This is a genomic window from Campylobacter sp. VBCF_01 NA2, assembly GCF_027797205.1.
GTDB lineage: Bacteria > Campylobacterota > Campylobacteria > Campylobacterales > Campylobacteraceae > Campylobacter_B.
In genome coordinates, this window is sequence record NZ_CP115607.1 from 662,547 (window position 1) to 679,696 (window position 17,150).

Below are 17,150 nucleotides of genomic sequence, written 5' to 3' on the forward strand. Positions count from 1 at the left end.
TTTTAAAATTTGGCTAAATTTTAAAATTTAGCCAAATTTTGCGCTAAAACAGCCCCTTTAAAATCCCCTTAACAGCCTCTTTTGCCTTGTCTTCACGGCTTTTTTCTTTGGCGTTGTTTTGCGCGTCAGAATTCGCGTCAGTATTTTGCCCTGATTTAGCCCCCTTATCGCCTAAGAGTTTGTCGATACCTTTGCTGATTTCTTTGTTTAATTTTTCCTTTAAATACGCAGAATCTACGCTATATTTTGGGTTTTGCGTGGTGCCAGTGATTTGGACGCTAATATCCGTTTTTTCGATATTTGCCTTAACTGGGATATTGATTTGCTTGCTTTGGGTGTCAAATTTGCCCCCGCTCACATTTAGCTTGCTTTTTTGCGCGCTCATATTTGTGTTAAAAGTGATTAAATTTTGCACGATTGTGCCATCTAAGGTTACATTATTATAAACTTCGCCCGCTAAATCGCGACCTAAAATTTTGCTTACAACGCCCATAAAATCGCTACTTTTGAGGCGTCCTTGATTTATGAGGGAGTTAAATTTACCCTTTTTTGCATTTGTGTTGTAGCTAAAATCCATGTCCCCAACGCCGTCGTAAATGTGGCGCACACCAAGCATATCGGTCAGCTCTTTGACCGCGAATTTTGTGAGTTTGACGCTGACATCATCGTTTATCATCTTGCCGTTCATCGCCCCGCCAAGGATATTTGACGCAAACGAAACGGCGAAATTTTTAGGTTTATAATCAATTTTGCCGTTTCCATTAAATTTGCCAAACAGCTCAATGCCAGTTAGAAATTTCATCTTGCTTAAATTTGGCACATTTACGCCATAATCGGCGTTTAGAGTGCTAGTTTTGAGATTATAAGTGCCAGTTATTTTGTCGAAATTCGCCAAATCTGAGCCAAGTTTGGCGGTAAAATTTGCAAGCGAGTTTTTGATATTTGCGCCCAAATTTAGGCTAATTTTCGTATCGCTTGGGAAAGATTTGCCACTAAGTTTGTCGAGGTATTTTTTATAAAGCACGCCATTAGCGATATTTGCGCTAAGTTCGCCATTTATTCCAGAATCTAGATTTAGCTTGGCTTCGCCGTTTATCGCGCCATTTCCGATAGCTTCCATGCCCAAAAACGAGGTTATAACTGCCAAATTTAGCGATTTTGCGCGCACGCTTAGCGCGCTAAGGTTGCCACTAGCTATCAAATTTCCGCCAAGCGCGTCGAGATTTAGGGCTAGGTTAGCTAGTTTGCCCGATTTTAGCGTGATATCAGCCACGCCCTTGCCAGAGCCTGAAAATTTCTGCCCTGTGATGTGAGAGAGTTTGGCAAAGTCGCTAATAGCGAAATTTGCGCTAACTTTGCCGTCTTTGCTAGGTGCATTATACGCGCCATTTATCACGGCTTTAAGGCCGTTTTTAAAGGCGTTTATGTTTGTGTTTTTTAGCGTGAAATCCTTAAAATCGCTGATTAGCTCGCCACTAGCGAGTAAATCGCCAGAGGTTTCGTAGTTTATGATTTTGGCTAAATTTTTAAGCTCAGGCACGCTTAGGGTAAAATCGCTTTGAAGGGTGCGTTTTTGCATATCAAAAACGCTTTGTTTTGCGCTCAAATTTGCCAAATTTGAGCTGATTTCGCTCGTGGCTTTGGCGATACCACCACTCACGCTGATATCGGAGTTTAGTGCGATTTTAACGCCACTTGGGATAGTTATGTTTAGATCTTTTAGCGCCTTTTCATTTAGCAATAAATTTTGCGATTTTATGGTCGCACTGCCCTCTGGTGCGCCGTTTGTGGCGACGATATTGGAGTTAATGGCGACATTTCCAGTGGCGTAAAGTGGCTGACCTGCCACGGCTAAAATTTTGGCGACATTTAAATTTGGCGCTACGATTTGCAGGTCTGTGGGCATGAAATCTGTGAGATTAGCTAGAAATTTCACATCGCTATCAAACGCCCGTCCTGCGCCGTTTGCGCTGATTTTTTGCATATTTCCTAGCACGCGACCATTTAGCGAAACCGCTTCGCCGTCAAGTGCTACGCCAAAGCTTTTTAGATCTTTTGCGTTTAGCTCGTAGTTTGTGTCGAAGCTTTTGGAAAAAATGTCGTATTTGCCCACCAAATGCGCCGAAATTTCGCCATTAATTAGCGCCGTAATGTCGAAATCGTCGCAGTTAAGGTCGAATTTATTGAGCTTAATATCAAAGCCTGTTTTTTGCGAAAGGTATCGTTCGATATGAGGCTTAGTGATAGAGTTGCCAAAATCGCTCCAAAGTAGCGCGAAAACCCCGCCGAAAATCAATCCGATAAAAACCAAAATTCCTATGATATATTTCATAATCTGCCCTTTAAAATTTTTCGTAAATTTTATCGCATTAGATTAAAATTTTATGCCAAAAATTTTGATAAAATAGGGCAAAATTTATTAAATTTCAAGGATTTTTCATGCTACCGCTAAAACAAGTGGAAAATAAAAAAAATAAAAGATTAAATCAAATTTTTGAATTCATCAAATCTCGCCCCGCAAAAACGCAAGAATTAGCCCAAATTTTCGGTGTCAATGCAAAGACGATAGGTAGAGATATGGAGATTTTGAGGGATTATGGCGTGGTGAAAGAGGGGTGGAGCTGGAAATACGACCCTAGCGCGCAAATGCGGGATTTAAGCGATGAAGAGAGGCTGGTGCTAAGCCTGATAGCAAGTCTGTGCGAAAACATATCCTCTGACTTTTATTTCAAAAATAGTGAGCTGATTTCTGGGCTACTTGGGGGCATGGACGAGCAGATTTTGGCGTTTTTTGGCAACGAAAAGCTGGATAAAAAATCAATAGAAAAATTTAGCCTTGTCCAAAAAGCGATAAAAAACAAAAATATCATCAAATGCACTTACGGCAAGCATGAATTCAAAGCAAAACCCCTAAAAATCGCGTTTTTGGAGGGATTTTGGTATTTGTTTGTGTTCGACTGTGGCGAAGGGGATAGGTTTAAGAAATTTCATTTCAAAGATATCGAAAATATAAAAATCACGCCCGAGGTTTTCAAAACATCCGCACAGGTGCAAAAGCGCATAAAACAGGCGCGCTCGGTGTGGTTTGAGCTAGAAGACAAGTATAGGGCGAGGCTGTGGATAGATGAAGTGATCGCGAAGTATTTTAGGCGCAAACCATATATCAACTGCGATTTTACAAAGGAGTGCGAGGACGGCTCGATCGAGATTGAGTTTGGGTTTAGCAATCCTATGGAGGTCAAACCGCTGATTTATCGGTTTTTGCCACATATCAAGGTCGTCGAACCAGCCTGGCTAAATGATGAGATAAAAGCGGAAATCGCGGGGTATCTAGGCGAGATAAGCTAGCTTTGCAAACTTTGCTTATCGCGCGATTTACAAATAACTAGCTTCAAGCCTATCGTTTATGCCATCTAGTCTGTGCTCTAAATCGATTATTGTGTTTTCTAAAACCGCTATTTTCTCTTCTAAATTTGATATTTTTTTCTCTAAATTTCGCTCGTTGTCTTGCACATCGATTATCGTGTCTCTTAGAAATTCTATATCGTTTTTTAAATCCGATACTATTTTGTTTAAACTATCATCGTGGTATTGTGAATAATCAGTAATTTTTTTATCGCCAACTTTGAAATCTTTGATTATTTGTATAGCTTCTTCTTCGTCCTTGACGCTAAATGTGCCAAAATGAGCACCTGCCGGTCTGAAAAGTCCAAAACTAATCTTGTTGTCTTCCTTTAAATTTCGATTGGATTTTACTCAAAATTTTAGACACTTTTGTGTCAAATTTAGCTACGAAAATTTCTAAATTTGACAAATTTTCGGTGATTTTATCACTATACGCGCGCTCTTAAAATGCTATAATCGCGCCAAATTCGTAAAATTTAGAAAAAAGGAGAGAATATGCAAAGCATAAAAAGCCGTATGATTCGCATAGTAATCGGCGCGATAATCATGGTAGTTGGGGCGTTTTATCACAGCTGGTGGGGCGCAGTGGGGCTAGTGCCGTTTGTCGTGGGGGTGAGTGGATTTTGTCCTGCGTGTTATTTTTTGAATCGTTGCAAACTGCCACAAAATTAAAATTTAAAAGTAGGGCAAGCTTGCCCTACAAATTAATTCGAAGTATTTGAATCGCTTGAAGTGTTGTTGATATAGGCGTTTGTGCTGATTTTGTTCCACTCGCGACCGATTTTTAAAAACGCTCTTTGGCTATCCAAAATCTCTTTGAAAAGCGGATCTTTCGCACTTTCTTCATCTAAAATTTCATTTGTCGCGCTTCTTAGTTTCTCGACTACATCGGCTGGGAAATTGCGGACTTGCACATTTGGAAACTGCGCTTTAAGCTCTGCCCAAATTTTAGAATTCTCATAAAAGCCCTTGTTTTGGAAGTTTTCGCCAGCCATACGAGCTGCTGCTTCGATGATAGCTTGCAAATCAGCAGGAAGCTTCTCGAAAGCCTTTAAATTCACCAAAATTTGGCAATCCCCAGCTGGTTCTTGCCAGCCTGTGTAGTAGTAGTTCGCCACTTTGTGGAAGCCAAGAGGCATATCATACACCGGGCTTACCCACTCCACAGCGTCGATTGTTCCCATTTCTAGCGCCATAAATAGCTCGCCAGTTGGGACAGTGTTTATCGTAGCGCCTAGTTTGCTCATTACCTCGCCACCAAAGCCAGGAATTCTAAATTTAATGCCCTGCAAATCGGCAAGAGAGTTGATCTCTTTTTTGAACCAACCACCCATTTGCATGCCAGTTGAGCCCATTAGAAATGTCTTCATGCCATACGCGCTAAACATTTTGTCATTTAGCTCTTTTCCGCCACCATAATAATACCAAGCGTGTTGCTCATCAGTAGTCATACCAAATGGCACGGCAGTCCATAGCATGGTCTTTGCGTCCTTGCCTTTGTAGTAATACAGCGAAGTATAGCCTAAATCATACTGACCGCTTTTGACGAAATCAAAAACACCAAAGCTGGCTTTGTGCTTTGACGGAGTGTCGATACGGATTTCCAATCGTCCGCCACTTAGCTCTTCGGCGTATTTTTTAAATTCATTAGCCGCGTCGCCAAGGACAGGCATAGTGCTCTCCCAGGTGCTAGCTAGGCGCAAGCGGTATTTTTTCTCCGCTGCGAAAGCGTGTGTCGAAAAAAGCATTACAAATGCTAAAACTAAAAATTTTTTCATAAAAATCTCCCTTCAATAAATTTTTAAAATTTTAATTAAATAATTCAGGTTTGTTTGCGCGCAAAAACTCAACCACAGCGATTGGTTCGTCTGCACCCTGCGCGTCTGAGTTTTGCAGGACTTCGTCGATATTTTCGATATAGGCTTGCGCGGCGGCTTGGAGTTTGTCGCGTCTGACGCCAGCGTAGATTAGCATGGCTTCGAGTGTGATATTTAGCTCGTAGATTAAATCATCGTTGCTTAAATTTTCGTTTTCAGATTTCATTTTCTGCCTTTTGGGTTTTTAAATTTATGAGTTGTTCGATTTGGGACTTTATCGCTTCGTATGAATTCGCGTCCTTAAAGCCGATAAAAATCCCGCCACTAGCGTTTGCGTGTCCGCCACCGCCAAGTAGATTTTTCGCCATTGCGCTCACATCGACTTTGCCGTTTGCACGGAAACTTAGCGTTTTTTTCGAGGTTACATCGATGAAAAAGTCCATATCAGGGTTGCGCGTCAAAAAGTCATTTCCGATGACGCTGACATTGCCGATATTGTAGGTCAAAATGCCTTTGTGGTTCTCGTATTTGATGATAAATTTGTCTTTTTGCGCGCCAAGGAGCGTGACGACATAATCCGAGATTAGGTTGCTTAGCGTGTCATTTCGCTCGGCGTTAAAAAAGCTTTTTTTGATAGCGTGAAGCGCGTCATCTAGGGCGATGTGAGGCTCGTTTAAATTTTGAAATTCAAAAATTTTATTTAGCAAAAAATTTATATACTCTCTGCTTTGCTCTTCGAACATGATTTTGTTGATCTCTTTTGCGCCCGCGACCATACCAAGGCAAACCTTGCCAAGCTCGAACTCGCTCTCATCTTTTAGCCAGATATCGACTGCATTTACGACCTTGACAAATTTCGCTAGCTCTTCGTCCTCGCCAAAAATCGCGCTGAAAAAATCATAGGTGATTTTGGTAGCGCAACGAGAATTATCCAGCAGATACCAAGGGTGCTTTTGCGCGCACTCTGCGCCACTTTGGTGATGATCGAGCAAGAAAATTTTGGCGTTTTTTTGCGCTAATTGTGTTTGAAATTTCTCACACTGAGCGGGGAGCAAATTTAGATCAGTTATCAAAACAAGTGATTTTGCGTCTGGGTTAGTTTGCAAATTTTCATCGATTTTGCCCAAAATTTGGTCAAATTTTTCGACGATTTCTTTGCCATAATTTGCGTTAAAAAACTCCACGCCACTAAGGTAGTGCGCGACTACGAGCTGGGCAGAGTATCCGTCTAAATCGGTGTGGCTTAGGTGGTAAATTTTCATTAACGCTCTTTTTTGATAATGTCTTGCAAGGTGACATTTTGCATATACTCATCGACTTTGTCTTGAAGCTCGTTAAACATGAGATTTACGCGACACAAAGCCCGTCCGTTTGGGCAGCCTTTGGTGCCTTCTTGTGTGCAATCAAAAATCGAAGCTTTGCGTTTTTCGGCGCTTGTGATGATTTCAAGTAGGGTGATTTCGCTAGGTTTTTTGGCTAGGCTAAATCCGCCTTTTGCACCTTTAAATGAGTTTAAAAGCTTGCTTCTGGCTAGGCTTTGCAAAATTTTGGCTAAAAAACTGCGTGAAATTTGAAGTTTTTCAGATATCGTATCGACATCCACAGATTCGCTATTTTGATTTTGAGCTATGCAAATCATCGCAAGTAGGGCGTATTCTGACGCTTTTGTAAAGAGCATTTTCTCTCCTTTTTTGATAAATCCGACTATTTTACCCAAAAAAAGCAAAAATTTAGGTAAATTTAGTATAATTACCGCTTATTTTATTTCACCGATCAGGAGGTCATTATGGCTTTAGACACGGCTCAAAAAGCACAAATAGTTGCGAAATTCGCTAGAAAAGAGAAAGATACAGGTTCAGCAGAGGTGCAAATCGCGCTACTTTCTGCAAAAATTGCATATCTTACAGATCACATCAAAGCAAATCCAAAAGATTTCTCGTCTCGCCTTGGACTACTTAAAATCGTAGGTCAAAGAAAAAGAATGATGAAATATCTAAAAAATAAAGATTACGCTACATACTCAAAACTAGTTGCAGAACTTGGTTTAAGAGATAAATAATTTCAGTTTTTATTTTGTCTTAAAGCGCGTCTAGCCTCGCTAGATGCGCTTTTTTTATAACTAAAAATTTAAAATTTTTAAGTGATAATCATCAATTTATAACGCACAAAACACAGCGATATTCAAATTTTAAAAGCCTATACCTAAAATTTAGTAATCTTATGCGAAAAATTTTCGTGTGCTGTGCTTTGTATGGGACATACAAGTTGAAATTTTTTATTATAAAAAAAATTAAACATCGCAAAGATAAATTTTGCATTATAAAATTTTATAAATTCGGTGATAAAAATTTTTCAGTTTTGACGACTTTACTTGTTATATTTACTCGTAGTAAAAAACAATAAAAATTTTCAAATTTCCTCGCAAATTCCCCAAATTTTAGCCCATTTTAAGAGGGGGGGGGATACAATATAAACTTTATTTTTTTTACAAAGGGCGAAAAATGATTGATAGCGTGGTTGCAAGCGAGCTGTTTATAAACGAGGATATTTTGACATTTTGGGCGGGCAGAAACAAAGAAATCTGCGATATGTGCGTGGCAAACGAAAATTTCGATCGTATCAAACGCTACAATATTTCGCTATCGAATCTCAAAGTCGATACTTTTAGAGCTGGCCATGTGCTTTTTGGCGATGTGGGCGATATATTTTTGAAATTCAGTGCGGGACGCATTAGGTTTTACGGCGACAAGGCTCCAAGGCTGTATCAGGGCGTGTGCCATACCAAAACCAGAATCGGGCGAAAAGATGTGGAGTTTCACTTCGTCTATGCCTCGGCTTACGACGCTAGCGACAATCTCATCGAGGTTTTGCACATCGCAAACGACAAAGAGACTATGTTTTGCCTCGTCGATATCATGCTAAATGGTCAAGATTTCAGCGTCGATGAATACCATGCGCCGACTAAAATCGACCTTGACGCTGACCACACTAGAAGGGTTGCGAGCGTAGATGTGCGAAACCAGCAGTGGAACATAAACACCGCCAAAACAGCCGAAAAAGCAAAAGACGAAAATTTGGATAGCGAGATGATTAAACGCTCTAAATTTGAGGTTGCGGGGCAGATTTCGACACTGCTAGAAAAGCACAAAGAGACGCTGAAAAATATCACAAATAGAAGTGGCGAGAATTTTTACGATTTGTATGCGAAATTTAGCGTTTATGACGATTTTTTGAAAATCGAGAGCTACAAAAGCGCGCTTGGCGATATCCAAACAATCCTAAATAAAATTTATAAAATCAAATTTGACAGGCTTTTGGACTGAAATTTGGGTCAAATTTGGCTTTTTGTTTGAAATTTGCGTGTAATTTTACGATAAATTTTATGATAAATTTTGCGCAAAATTTCAAGTAAAATTTGGGCTTGAATTTTAAAATTTAAAATTCCATTTAAATTTAGCGTTGAGCGATTTTTTGAATTTGGGCTAAATTTTAATATTTTGCAAAAATACTGCGCCGAAATTTTTGGCTCGTAGATTGCCACGGCGACTGCGTCGCCTCGCAATGACAGCGGTTTTAGGGCAATGAATTTTGCGTTCGTGGATTGCTTCGGCGATACTCGCCTCGCAATGACAGCAATTTTAGCGTAAGGCATTTTAAGCTCGTAGATTGCTTTGTCGCTTTGCTCGCAATGACAAATCAAAAAATTTTCAAAATTTCACGCTCAAATTCCGCAAATTTCACGCCAAATTTCACTCGCCAGAAAAGTCCTCCGCTACCATTGCGGCTAGGCGGAGTTTTTCATTATCGAAATGTGTGTAAATGCGCGAGGTATTCAGGCTCGCATGCCCTAGGGCTTCTTGGACTAGCACCAAATCTTTTTCACGCTTGTAAAGCATGGTTGCAAAGGTGTGGCGAAGCATGTGCGCGCCGTTTTTTTTCTTGCGAATTCCTACGCTTAAAAGCAGTTTTTCTACGATTCTGCTGATATAAGCCTGAGTGAGCGCCGAGCCTTTTTTGTTGGTAAAGACATAATCATCTTTGTTTGCAAAATTCGTTTCCAACGCGTCCAAATCGCCCTGGATAAGGCGCTTTTTTATCATTACGACGCGGTATTTATTTCCCTTGCCTCGTATCCGCAGTACATACAAATCTCCGTCCTCACTGATATCCTTGCGGCGCAGGTTTATCGCCTCTCCGACGCGGATTCCTGTGTAGATAATCACCTTTAAAATCAATCTATTTCTATGGGTAAATTTCTTAAAATCCGCGCTATTTATTGCGCCGATAAATTTCGAAATTTCATCTTCGCTTAAAAACTCAGGCAGTTTCACGCCACGATTTCCGCTCACGCCGCCCCAGCTTTTAAGCTCTATTCCGTAGTTGTGCGAGGCGCCATTAGTTTCGTTTTGGCGGTCGATGAAGCCAAAAAAGTTTATCACGGCGATTCGGTAGTTTTTTTTGCTCGCATCGCTAAGCCCTCCCGTGATAGAGGCCAAAACCTCGCTTAAAAGCTCTTCGTCGATATTTTTCATGCTTTCTAGCTCGTAGGATAAAAGCGCGTTATAGAGCTTAAAAAGCGGGTTGAAATATGTATTAATGCCCGTTAGCCCCGCGTTTCTAGCGTCTTTGGCTAGGGTTGAGAGAGCCCCTATATTTGGGACATTTTTGGCTAGTGCCATTATGGTTTTGCTAAACAGCTCCTCGTTTTTAAGCTCTTTGTTTGAAAGCGAGCTTAGCTTATACCTGACGAATTTGGCCATCCAAAAAAGTAGCGAAGCGGCGAAATTTTCTTTGGCGTCTAGGGGTTGTTTCATTTCTCGTCCTTAAAGATCACAAACGGCAACATTAGCGTGTTTTTGATGAGATTATATGGGGTTTTTAAAACATCTGTGGTGACGGCTGTCGAGTAAGTCGGCTTACTCATAGTGCCTCGAATTTCGATGATAGTCGAGATTGTCTTATCCTCGCCCAAGATTATTTGATTTAAAAGCGGGATTTTCGAGATTATCGAGCTTGCGTCTTTGAGATATTTTAGCTCCAAATCAATATTTAGCGCGCCTGATTTTAGATTTACTTCGCCGTTTCCTGCGATATCTGCGCTCGTGCCCTCAAACTGCATTGCGTTTAGATAGATTTTATCCTCGCTGCGGCGGAAGTAAATTTTGCCGTTTTTCACGCTAAATCCGCGGTCATTAAAATCTGGCGTTTTGAAAGCCAGAAGCGAAGGGACGGAGTTTAGGAAGCTAAGGAGTTTTTGATAGACGATATAATCTTTCAAAAATGTATTTTCGACCAAAATCTCCCCTCGATAGTTTCTTGGATCGATTCCGCTGGCTTTGAGCGTGAAATTTCCACTATCGAAGCTTTGCGAGCCGATGATTTGATTCAGCTCCCTGCCACTGATATTTTGCGCGAAAATTTGAAATAGGCTTTTTCTGAAAATTAGCTTAAAATCGCCTTGCTTGAATTTCGCATTTAGGCTCATATCCTTGCCAGAAAGCGAGCCTGAATACGACACCAAGTCGATAGTTTTGTTCATATCGGTTAAAATCACAGATGAATTTGTGCCAGAAAAGTTAAATTTCGAGCGCGCAGAATTCGAGCCTGAGTTAAATTCGCTGGTTTGGACGCTAGTATCTATCATGATATCGAGGTCTTTTAGCGTGATATTTGTGCCAGCCTTGCCACTGCTAAAACTTAGTTTGCCATTGCCCGTAGCGCCATTTAGCGAGCTTCCTGCGACCTTTAAATTTAGACTATCGCTATTGTAATACCTGCCATTTTTTTCTATCAAACCAAAGTCAAATTTCAAATTTTTGCTAGTGATTGTGAAATTTGAAAAATCAGCCGTGCTAATGTGCGCATCACCGCCCGTGATTCCGATAGTTTTGAGGGTTTTGGAAAAATTTATTAGATCTTTTATCTCGGCTACATTTATGTCGATTTTATCGCCAAATCTCATATCTGCACCTAAAAACTGCGAGTGCAAAATCGGCGCAGTCCCGCTAAAATCGAGCGTGAGATTGTCTTTGACATTTGAGAATTTTAAAATTTCATTATCCCCAGCCGTGATATTAAAGCTTTTTATCTCTCCGCTAAATTTAGCTTTTCGCGTGGTAAAATCAATAGTCCCGTCTGCTGTGGCGTTGAAAATTTCATTGCCTAGATTTGAGTTTTTGATATCAAGTTTTTTCTCCGTGATATGCACGCTAGCGTGCGAGCTTTTAAATTTCGCCTTTGAAATCATAATTTCGCCGTTTTTTAGGCTCACATTTGCATCTACGGCTGCGCTTTCATGCACTGGGTCGATGTCGATTAGCACTCGTGCGTCGATTTGCTCGGCCTTGCTGACATACACTGGCTCATTTATGCCATAAAACGCCAAAATATCAATCAAATCCTTGCCGATATTTTCTTTGGTGCGCAAATCCAGCGCGACAATCGGCTCTCCGCTAAAAATTTGCTTGATTTTCACCCCAGAGCCATCAAGGCTAATGCCATTAAAGGTCGGATTGCCGATAGCGATATCTAGCGTGCCATTTTCTAGTGTGATATCAGCGCAATCAGCCAAAACTGGCGAAACGGTGCTAGCGAAGCTCACATTTAAATCCTGCGCGCTAGCTCTTGCGAAAATGCGCTTCTCATCGGCGTGGGGATCGTCTAAATCAATGGCGATTTTTAGGGTGTCGATGTAGTATTTCTGCGCTACGACCAGCCCGTAAATCCACTCTTTGGCGTGAGGATTAAGGCCTGTGAGCGCGCCAAGCTCGTCCATAAAGCGTTTTAGACTCGTGGCGTGGGCGTTTGAAACCTCTAAATTTAAATTTGAGCCCACATTTAGCGCAGAAATTTCGCCTGAGATTTCATGCGAAGCAAATGTGCCGTTAAAATCATAAATGCTGGATTTGAAATTCGCGCTAGCCTCGCCTTTAAGCGTGGCGTTGAAATCTTTGAGTGAGATTTCATTTACGCTTACTTTTAGTCCGTTGCTAAGCTGGCTAAGGCCTGCGTTTATACGAAAGTAGCGAGTGTCGATAAAAAATATATCATCGTGGTATAAAACCTCGATTTTATCCTCGCCAATGCGCAAATTTTGGATATTAATCTCCTCGAAAAATTTCATCGCAAGGGTAAATTTCTTGCTATATTCGATGAGTTTTTCGTTTTTTTCTCTAAGCTCGGCTGGGGTTTTTGGGGTAGGATTTGCGCTTGTAAGCTCTTTTTTGTTGATTTGTAGATCTTTTACGCGCAAGATTAGATTGTTTTCAAGCTTTAAAAAAAATCCCTCGATTTTGACGAATTTATTCTCAAATTTATCGATTTTTACCCCTGTTTTTATAAAGATAATTCCACTCATAAAAAGTAAAAGCAAAATGGTAAAAAATCCGTAGATTATCTTTCGTATCACACGCTCTCCAAACTTTTGGCTAAATAAATTTGTGCGTATAATATAAAATTTAGGCAAAATTTGGGCTTATTTTCGTATAATTTCGCAAAATTTGATTAAGGAAAATTATGCAATCTTTGGGCAGGCTTATCCGTTTTTTATCTTTTGTAGTTGAAATTTTACTAATTTTCGTAGCAGTTATTTTCTGGGATTTTCACCAAAGCGCGCAAAATCCAAAAATCGTCGCAGTTGGTCAAGGAAGCGCGGTAAAAATTTTATCCTCGCTGGGGACTGGGGCGAGATTTGGCAAGACTCACGCTAGACTTCTCTCGCTTTATGGTGGCGCAAAAACCGGTGAATTGGAGCTTAGCGCGGAAAATTTACCAAAATATAGATTTTTATACGAGCTAGCTCACGCAAAGCCTGTGATGAACGAAATCAAGCTAATTCCTGGCGAGACCACGATAGTATTTTTGCAAAATTTAGCCAAATCCCGTGCGTTAAGCTTTGAAATTTTAGAGAGCGAATACAACGCAACTGCGCCATTTTATGAGGGATTTTTGGTGCCAGAGACCTATAAAATCAATAAAAACGAAAACGAAAAAAATATCATTAAAATTTTAAGCGCGAGTGCGAATAAATTTCACGCCGAATTTAGAGAAAAACACTGCGCCGATTGCAACGATACAGCCTATAAAGAGGCGCTAATCAAGGCTTCGATTATCCAAAAAGAGGCCGCGAACGCTGATGAAATGCCAATCGTAGCCTCTGTTATCGAAAACCGCCTAAAAATCGGCATGCGACTTCAAATGGACGGCACGCTAAATTACGGGCTGTATTCGCACACTAGGGTTACGCCAGCGCGTATCCGCACCGATACTAGCCACTACAACACATACCTAAACGACGGCCTGCCACACGAGCCTGTGTGCGTGGTCTCGCCAAACGCGATAAAAGCGGTCTTTGCGCCAGCAAGCACTGAATTTTTATATTTCATGCGAAATAAAAAAACAGGCTTGCATGATTTTGCCAAAACACAGGCCGAGCACGAGCGCAATGTCAGAGCCGCACGAAATGCAAAATAACAAAAAGGAGAGATTATGGCGATTTACTACACTTACACGGACGAATCCCCAGCCATAGCCACACACTCGCTACTACCGATAATTAGGGCGTTTTTGCGCTCGGAAAATATCGAGGTGAAAACGGCTGATATTTCGCTTGCTAGCAGGGTTTTGGCAAATTTTAGCGAGTATCTAAGCGAGGAGCAAAAAACTAGCGATGATTTGGCGTTTTTGGCAAATTTGACCAAAAATAGCGACGCAAACATCATAAAACTACCAAATATTTCAGCCTCGCTTCCACAGCTTAAAGCCTGCATTAGCGAGCTTCAAGCGAGGGGTTATGCTTTGCCAAACTACCCTGATAATGCGCAAAGCGACGAGGAAAAAGCTATCAAGGCCCGCTATGCAAAGGTGCTAGGAAGCGCGGTAAATCCAGTCCTTCGCGAGGGCAACTCAGACAGACGCGCAGCAAAAAGCGTCAAAGACTACGCTAGGGCAAATCCTGTGTGGAGTGCCCAGTGGAGCGGGAGCGAGCAAACCTGCGTGGCAAGCATGAGAGGGGGTGATTTTTATGCTTCTGAAAAATCGAAAATTTTCGCTAATGGTGCAAATTTAAGCATAAATTTCACTTGCGCTAATGGCGAGAAAACCTGCCTAAAAAGCCTAAAAATCGAAGCTGGCGAGGTCGTAGATAGCGCGTTTATGAGCGTGAGTGAGCTTGATAATTTTATCGCCGCTAGCGCGCAAAAAGCCAAAGAAAGCGGGCTTGTGTATAGCGCGCATTTGAAGGCTACGATGATGAAGGTAAGCGATCCTGTGATTTTCGGACGATTTGTGAGCGTGCTATTTAAGGGGGTTTTCGCCGAATTTAAAGATGAATTTGCGAAATTAGGCATAAATGCAAACGACGGGCTAAAAGGGGTATATGAAAAAATAAAAAATTCGCCAAATTTCGCCCAAATAAAGGCTAAATTTGATGAAGCGTTTGCAAATTTACCCGAAATTTATCATATCGACGAAAATACGACAAATTTCGATATACCAAATTTGGTGATAATCGACGCTTCAATGCCTGCGATGATACGAAACGGCGGAAGGCTACGCACCAAAGACGGGCAAATGCGCGAAGCAATGGCGGCGATCCCTGATAGAAGCTACGCTAAAATTTACGAGGCGATGATTGAGGATTTGAGGGCGCATGGGTTTTTAGATCCTGCTAAAATCGGAGCCGTGGCAAATGTGGGATTAATGGCGCAAAAAGCCGAAGAATACGGCTCGCACGATAAGACCTTTATCATGGAAAATGACGGGCGTATCGAGGTTGTAAGCGAAAATGGCGAAGTGGTTTTTGCGTATGATTTGCAAAAAGGCGATATTTTTCGTATGACGCAAACCAAAGAAAAAGCGATTAAAAACTGGGTAAATTTGGCGTTTTCGCGCGCTAAAATCAGTGGCGAGAAGCTGATTTTTTGGCTAGATGAGGCTAGGGCGCACGATAGAAATATAAAAGAAATTTTACTAAGCCAAATCGCTCAAAACGCCGAATTTAGGGGCACAAATTTTGAAATTTTAGATCCGTATAAAGCCGTAATTAAGACAAACGAGATTATTCGAAGCGGGCAAAATGTCATAAGCGCGACGGGTAATATTTTGCGCGATTATTTGACCGATTTATACCCGATTTTGGAGCTTGGAAGTAGCGCGAAAATGCTCTCAATCGTGCCACTTTTGGAGGGTGGAGCGATGTTTGAGACGGGTGCTGGTGGGACTGCGCCGGATTTGGTGGCTATGATGAGGGAGCAAAATCACCTTAGTTGGGATAGTTTGGGCGAGTTTATGGCGCTGTGTGAGGCGCTGGAATTTGTAGCGCAAAAAGAGCAAAACAAAAAAGCAAAAACCCTAGCAAATGCGCTAAATTCGGCTATTTTTAGGTATTTAAATGAAGCAAAATCCCCAAGCCGCGAAGTAGGGCAAAATGATATTCGCGCCAGCCACTATTTTTTGGCTAAATTTTGGGCGGAAGAATTGGCTAAATTCGAGCCAAAATTCGAGCAAATTTATGCAAAATTTAGCGAAAACGAGGCGGAAATTTTAGATGAATTAAACGCGGGACAGGGCAAAGGCGTGGATTTTGGCGGATATTTTATGCTGGAATTTGACAAAATGCAAAAAATCATGCGCCCAAGCAAAATTTTAAACAAAATCATAGAGGAAATTTAATGAAAATAGCAATAATCGGAGCTGGAAATATCGGCGCAAATGTCGCAAACAATGTGATTGTAAATGAAAATTTAGCTGGGTTTTTCAGCGAAATCGCGCTTGTGGATATCGCAGAAAATATCGCGCGCGGTAAGGCGCTGGATTTGGCGCATTTAGCGAGCCTTTGCGAGTGCGATATGAAAGTGCGCGCTGGAAGCGAGCCGGAGCTTTTAAAGGGCGCAGATATCGTAGTAATCACGGCTGGGCTTACGCGAAAAGCGGGGCAAAGCAGGGAAGATTTGCTAAGAGCAAATGCTAAAATCGTGAGCGAGTGCGCGAGGAACACAGCTAAATTTGCCCCTAATGCGATAATCATCATCGTAACAAATCCGCTTGATTTAATGGTTTTGTGCGCGCAAAAAGCAAGCAATTTCGCCCCTAGTCGCGTTATCGGCATGGCTGGCGAGCTAGATAGTGCGAGGCTGAAATTTGAGATTGCGAAATTTAGCGGGGATAAAATTTCGGCTCTAAATGCCCCAGTGGTAGGCACTCACAACGATGAAATGGTGATTTTAAAGGACGAGATAAACGCTAAAATTTCAGCCACTGATTTAAACACTGCCTCGCAAAATACCCTAAATAGCGGTAAAAGCGTCGTTAGCCTGCTTGGCACTTCGGCGTATTTCGCACCAGCTGGCGGTATCGTAAAAATCATAAAAAGCATAATCGCAGATGATAACAAAACCCTAATTTGCTCTGTGGTAGATGAAAACGGCGTGCCATTTGGCAGGTTTGTGAGTATCGGCAAAAACGGCGCGACACCCCTAGAATTCGAGTATCCGTTGGAATTTAAGAAAAAATACAACAAAATGGGGCAAAGCATAAGAGAGTTTGAATTTTAAATTCGTGGCAAATTTGCAAAAACGCAAATTTGCCTAAATTTCAAAACGCCCTAACTATCATTTTGCGATACTCTCTAAGCTTTTTTTCATCGCTGTTTTGCATAAATTCTTTAATGTAAGCTAGCAAATTTTCCTTTTCGCGCGGAATTTCGCATTTGACATGAAAGAGATTTGAGCCGTGCTCGTTCATAAAAATCGTATTATTATCCAAGCAACGGATAAATTCGTAAATTTCTTCTAACTTCTCCATTTCGCTCGATTGCGTGTAAAGCCCCTTTTGCATAGCGCGGTAAAGTGGCGTGCCAGGCACCACGGTGAGCATTGAGGTATTTATCATGCTAGGGTGCAAGCCAGAGTAGAGTTTGGCGGTGAGTCT

17 protein-coding genes are annotated in these 17,150 nt (G+C 41.4%); 7 read left to right on the forward strand and 10 right to left on the reverse strand.

The genetic code is table 11. The features are described from left to right. Positions 1-43 precede the first annotated feature (43 nt). A complete protein-coding gene (locus PF027_RS03525) occupies positions 44-2,332 on the reverse strand; it encodes a hypothetical protein (RefSeq protein WP_270876223.1) in 2,289 nt (762 codons plus the stop codon). Between the two features lie 107 nt (positions 2,333-2,439). Here PF027_RS03525 and PF027_RS03530 point away from each other — a divergent pair, with 107 nt between their 5' ends. Then, entirely contained in the window at positions 2,440-3,348 is a 909-nt protein-coding gene (locus PF027_RS03530; RefSeq protein WP_270876222.1) for a helix-turn-helix transcriptional regulator, read from the forward strand. A 27-nt stretch (positions 3,349-3,375) separates the two neighbouring features. Here PF027_RS03530 and PF027_RS03535 read toward each other — a convergent pair whose 3' ends face one another. Further along, entirely contained in the window at positions 3,376-3,513 is a 138-nt protein-coding gene (locus PF027_RS03535; protein WP_270871925.1) for a hypothetical protein, read from the reverse strand. Positions 3,514-3,900: 387 nt separating this feature from the next. Between PF027_RS03535 and PF027_RS03540 the strand changes: the two genes are divergently transcribed. Continuing rightward, the gene (locus PF027_RS03540; protein ID WP_270859000.1) at positions 3,901-4,077 is read left to right on the forward strand and encodes a YgaP family membrane protein; all 177 of its coding nucleotides are present in this window, start codon (positions 3,901-3,903) and stop codon (positions 4,075-4,077) included. A gap of 32 nt (positions 4,078-4,109) precedes the next feature. Here the strand turns inward: PF027_RS03540 and PF027_RS03545 are convergent, their stop codons facing one another. Genes PF027_RS03545 through PF027_RS03560 form a run of 4 tightly spaced genes read right to left on the reverse strand, consistent with a single transcriptional unit; the run spans position 4,110 to position 6,900 of the window. Then, positions 4,110-5,183 carry a TRAP transporter substrate-binding protein gene (locus PF027_RS03545; RefSeq protein ID WP_270868269.1) on the reverse strand — a complete coding sequence of 358 codons (1,074 nt, stop codon included), beginning with the start codon at positions 5,181-5,183 and terminating at the stop codon, positions 4,110-4,112. 31 nt (positions 5,184-5,214) lie between these two features. Further along, the gene (locus PF027_RS03550) at positions 5,215-5,448 is read right to left on the reverse strand and encodes a hypothetical protein (protein ID WP_270861813.1); all 234 of its coding nucleotides are present in this window, start codon (positions 5,446-5,448) and stop codon (positions 5,215-5,217) included. Further along, positions 5,438-6,484 (reverse strand): DHH family phosphoesterase, encoded by a 1,047-nt coding sequence (locus tag PF027_RS03555; protein ID WP_270869588.1) that lies wholly within the window; start codon positions 6,482-6,484, stop codon positions 5,438-5,440. Before PF027_RS03555 ends, PF027_RS03550 begins: the two co-directional genes overlap by 11 nt. Then, positions 6,484-6,900, reverse strand: a complete 417-nt coding sequence (locus tag PF027_RS03560) for an Rrf2 family transcriptional regulator (RefSeq protein WP_270858996.1) — start codon at positions 6,898-6,900, stop codon at positions 6,484-6,486. The genes PF027_RS03555 and PF027_RS03560 overlap by 1 nt, the downstream gene beginning before the upstream one ends. A 108-nt stretch (positions 6,901-7,008) precedes the next feature. Between PF027_RS03560 and rpsO the strand changes: the two genes are divergently transcribed. Both rpsO and PF027_RS03570 read left to right on the forward strand, forming a co-directional pair. Next, positions 7,009-7,281 carry a 30S ribosomal protein S15 gene (gene rpsO / locus PF027_RS03565; protein WP_270858995.1) on the forward strand — a complete coding sequence of 91 codons (273 nt, stop codon included), beginning with the start codon at positions 7,009-7,011 and terminating at the stop codon, positions 7,279-7,281. 442 nt (positions 7,282-7,723) lie between these two features. Then, positions 7,724-8,545 carry a hypothetical protein gene (locus tag PF027_RS03570; RefSeq protein WP_270861811.1) on the forward strand — a complete coding sequence of 274 codons (822 nt, stop codon included), beginning with the start codon at positions 7,724-7,726 and terminating at the stop codon, positions 8,543-8,545. A gap of 8 nt (positions 8,546-8,553) precedes the next feature. Here the strand turns inward: PF027_RS03570 and PF027_RS03575 are convergent, their stop codons facing one another. From PF027_RS03575 to PF027_RS03585, 3 genes are read right to left on the reverse strand one after another with little or no spacing between them, the layout of a single operon-like run. Then, the gene (locus tag PF027_RS03575; protein ID WP_270861810.1) at positions 8,554-8,922 is read right to left on the reverse strand and encodes a hypothetical protein; all 369 of its coding nucleotides are present in this window, start codon (positions 8,920-8,922) and stop codon (positions 8,554-8,556) included. A 49-nt stretch (positions 8,923-8,971) separates the two neighbouring features. Next, on the reverse strand, positions 8,972-10,036 hold the full coding sequence (locus PF027_RS03580) for a tyrosine-type recombinase/integrase (RefSeq protein ID WP_270869587.1): 1,065 nt from the start codon (positions 10,034-10,036) through the stop codon (positions 8,972-8,974). Then, positions 10,033-12,630 carry a YhdP family protein gene (locus PF027_RS03585; RefSeq protein WP_270877357.1) on the reverse strand — a complete coding sequence of 866 codons (2,598 nt, stop codon included), beginning with the start codon at positions 12,628-12,630 and terminating at the stop codon, positions 10,033-10,035. Before PF027_RS03585 ends, PF027_RS03580 begins: the two co-directional genes overlap by 4 nt. A gap of 107 nt (positions 12,631-12,737) precedes the next feature. Here PF027_RS03585 and mltG point away from each other — a divergent pair, with 107 nt between their 5' ends. The 3 genes from mltG to PF027_RS03600 are packed head-to-tail and all read left to right on the forward strand — an operon-like array spanning position 12,738 to position 16,774. Further along, positions 12,738-13,694, forward strand: coding sequence for an endolytic transglycosylase MltG (gene mltG, locus PF027_RS03590; protein ID WP_270877358.1), 957 nt, complete (start codon positions 12,738-12,740; stop codon positions 13,692-13,694). A 15-nt stretch (positions 13,695-13,709) separates the two neighbouring features. Beyond that, entirely contained in the window at positions 13,710-15,893 is a 2,184-nt protein-coding gene (locus PF027_RS03595; protein WP_270877359.1) for an NADP-dependent isocitrate dehydrogenase, read from the forward strand. Further along, a complete protein-coding gene (locus tag PF027_RS03600; protein ID WP_270877360.1) occupies positions 15,893-16,774 on the forward strand; it encodes a lactate/malate family dehydrogenase in 882 nt (293 codons plus the stop codon). The genes PF027_RS03595 and PF027_RS03600 overlap by 1 nt, the downstream gene beginning before the upstream one ends. Positions 16,775-16,814: 40 nt before the next feature. On the opposite strand, the gene PF027_RS03605 is transcribed toward PF027_RS03600, so the two are convergent. Continuing rightward, a complete protein-coding gene (locus tag PF027_RS03605; protein ID WP_270871920.1) occupies positions 16,815-17,111 on the reverse strand; it encodes a hypothetical protein in 297 nt (98 codons plus the stop codon). Positions 17,112-17,150 lie beyond the last annotated feature (39 nt).

Bases quoted from the DNA above. Each gene is read 5' to 3' on its own strand.
- PF027_RS03525 (WP_270876223.1), bottom strand. From the start codon at position 2,332: ATGAAATATATCATAGGAATTTTGGTTTTTATCGGATTGATTTTCGGC.
- PF027_RS03530 (WP_270876222.1), top strand. From the start codon at position 2,440: ATGCTACCGCTAAAACAAGTGGAAAATAAAAAAAATAAAAGATTAAAT.
- PF027_RS03540 (WP_270859000.1), top strand. From the start codon at position 3,901: ATGCAAAGCATAAAAAGCCGTATGATTCGCATAGTAATCGGCGCGATA.
- PF027_RS03545 (WP_270868269.1), bottom strand. From the start codon at position 5,183: ATGAAAAAATTTTTAGTTTTAGCATTTGTAATGCTTTTTTCGACACAC.
- PF027_RS03550 (WP_270861813.1), bottom strand. From the start codon at position 5,448: ATGAAATCTGAAAACGAAAATTTAAGCAACGATGATTTAATCTACGAG.
- PF027_RS03555 (WP_270869588.1), bottom strand. From the start codon at position 6,484: ATGAAAATTTACCACCTAAGCCACACCGATTTAGACGGATACTCTGCC.
- PF027_RS03560 (WP_270858996.1), bottom strand. From the start codon at position 6,900: ATGCTCTTTACAAAAGCGTCAGAATACGCCCTACTTGCGATGATTTGC.
- rpsO (WP_270858995.1), top strand. From the start codon at position 7,009: ATGGCTTTAGACACGGCTCAAAAAGCACAAATAGTTGCGAAATTCGCT.
- PF027_RS03570 (WP_270861811.1), top strand. From the start codon at position 7,724: ATGATTGATAGCGTGGTTGCAAGCGAGCTGTTTATAAACGAGGATATT.
- PF027_RS03580 (WP_270869587.1), bottom strand. From the start codon at position 10,036: ATGAAACAACCCCTAGACGCCAAAGAAAATTTCGCCGCTTCGCTACTT.
- mltG (WP_270877358.1), top strand. From the start codon at position 12,738: ATGCAATCTTTGGGCAGGCTTATCCGTTTTTTATCTTTTGTAGTTGAA.
- PF027_RS03595 (WP_270877359.1), top strand. From the start codon at position 13,710: ATGGCGATTTACTACACTTACACGGACGAATCCCCAGCCATAGCCACA.
- PF027_RS03600 (WP_270877360.1), top strand. From the start codon at position 15,893: ATGAAAATAGCAATAATCGGAGCTGGAAATATCGGCGCAAATGTCGCA.
- PF027_RS03605 (WP_270871920.1), bottom strand. From the start codon at position 17,111: ATGATAAATACCTCAATGCTCACCGTGGTGCCTGGCACGCCACTTTAC.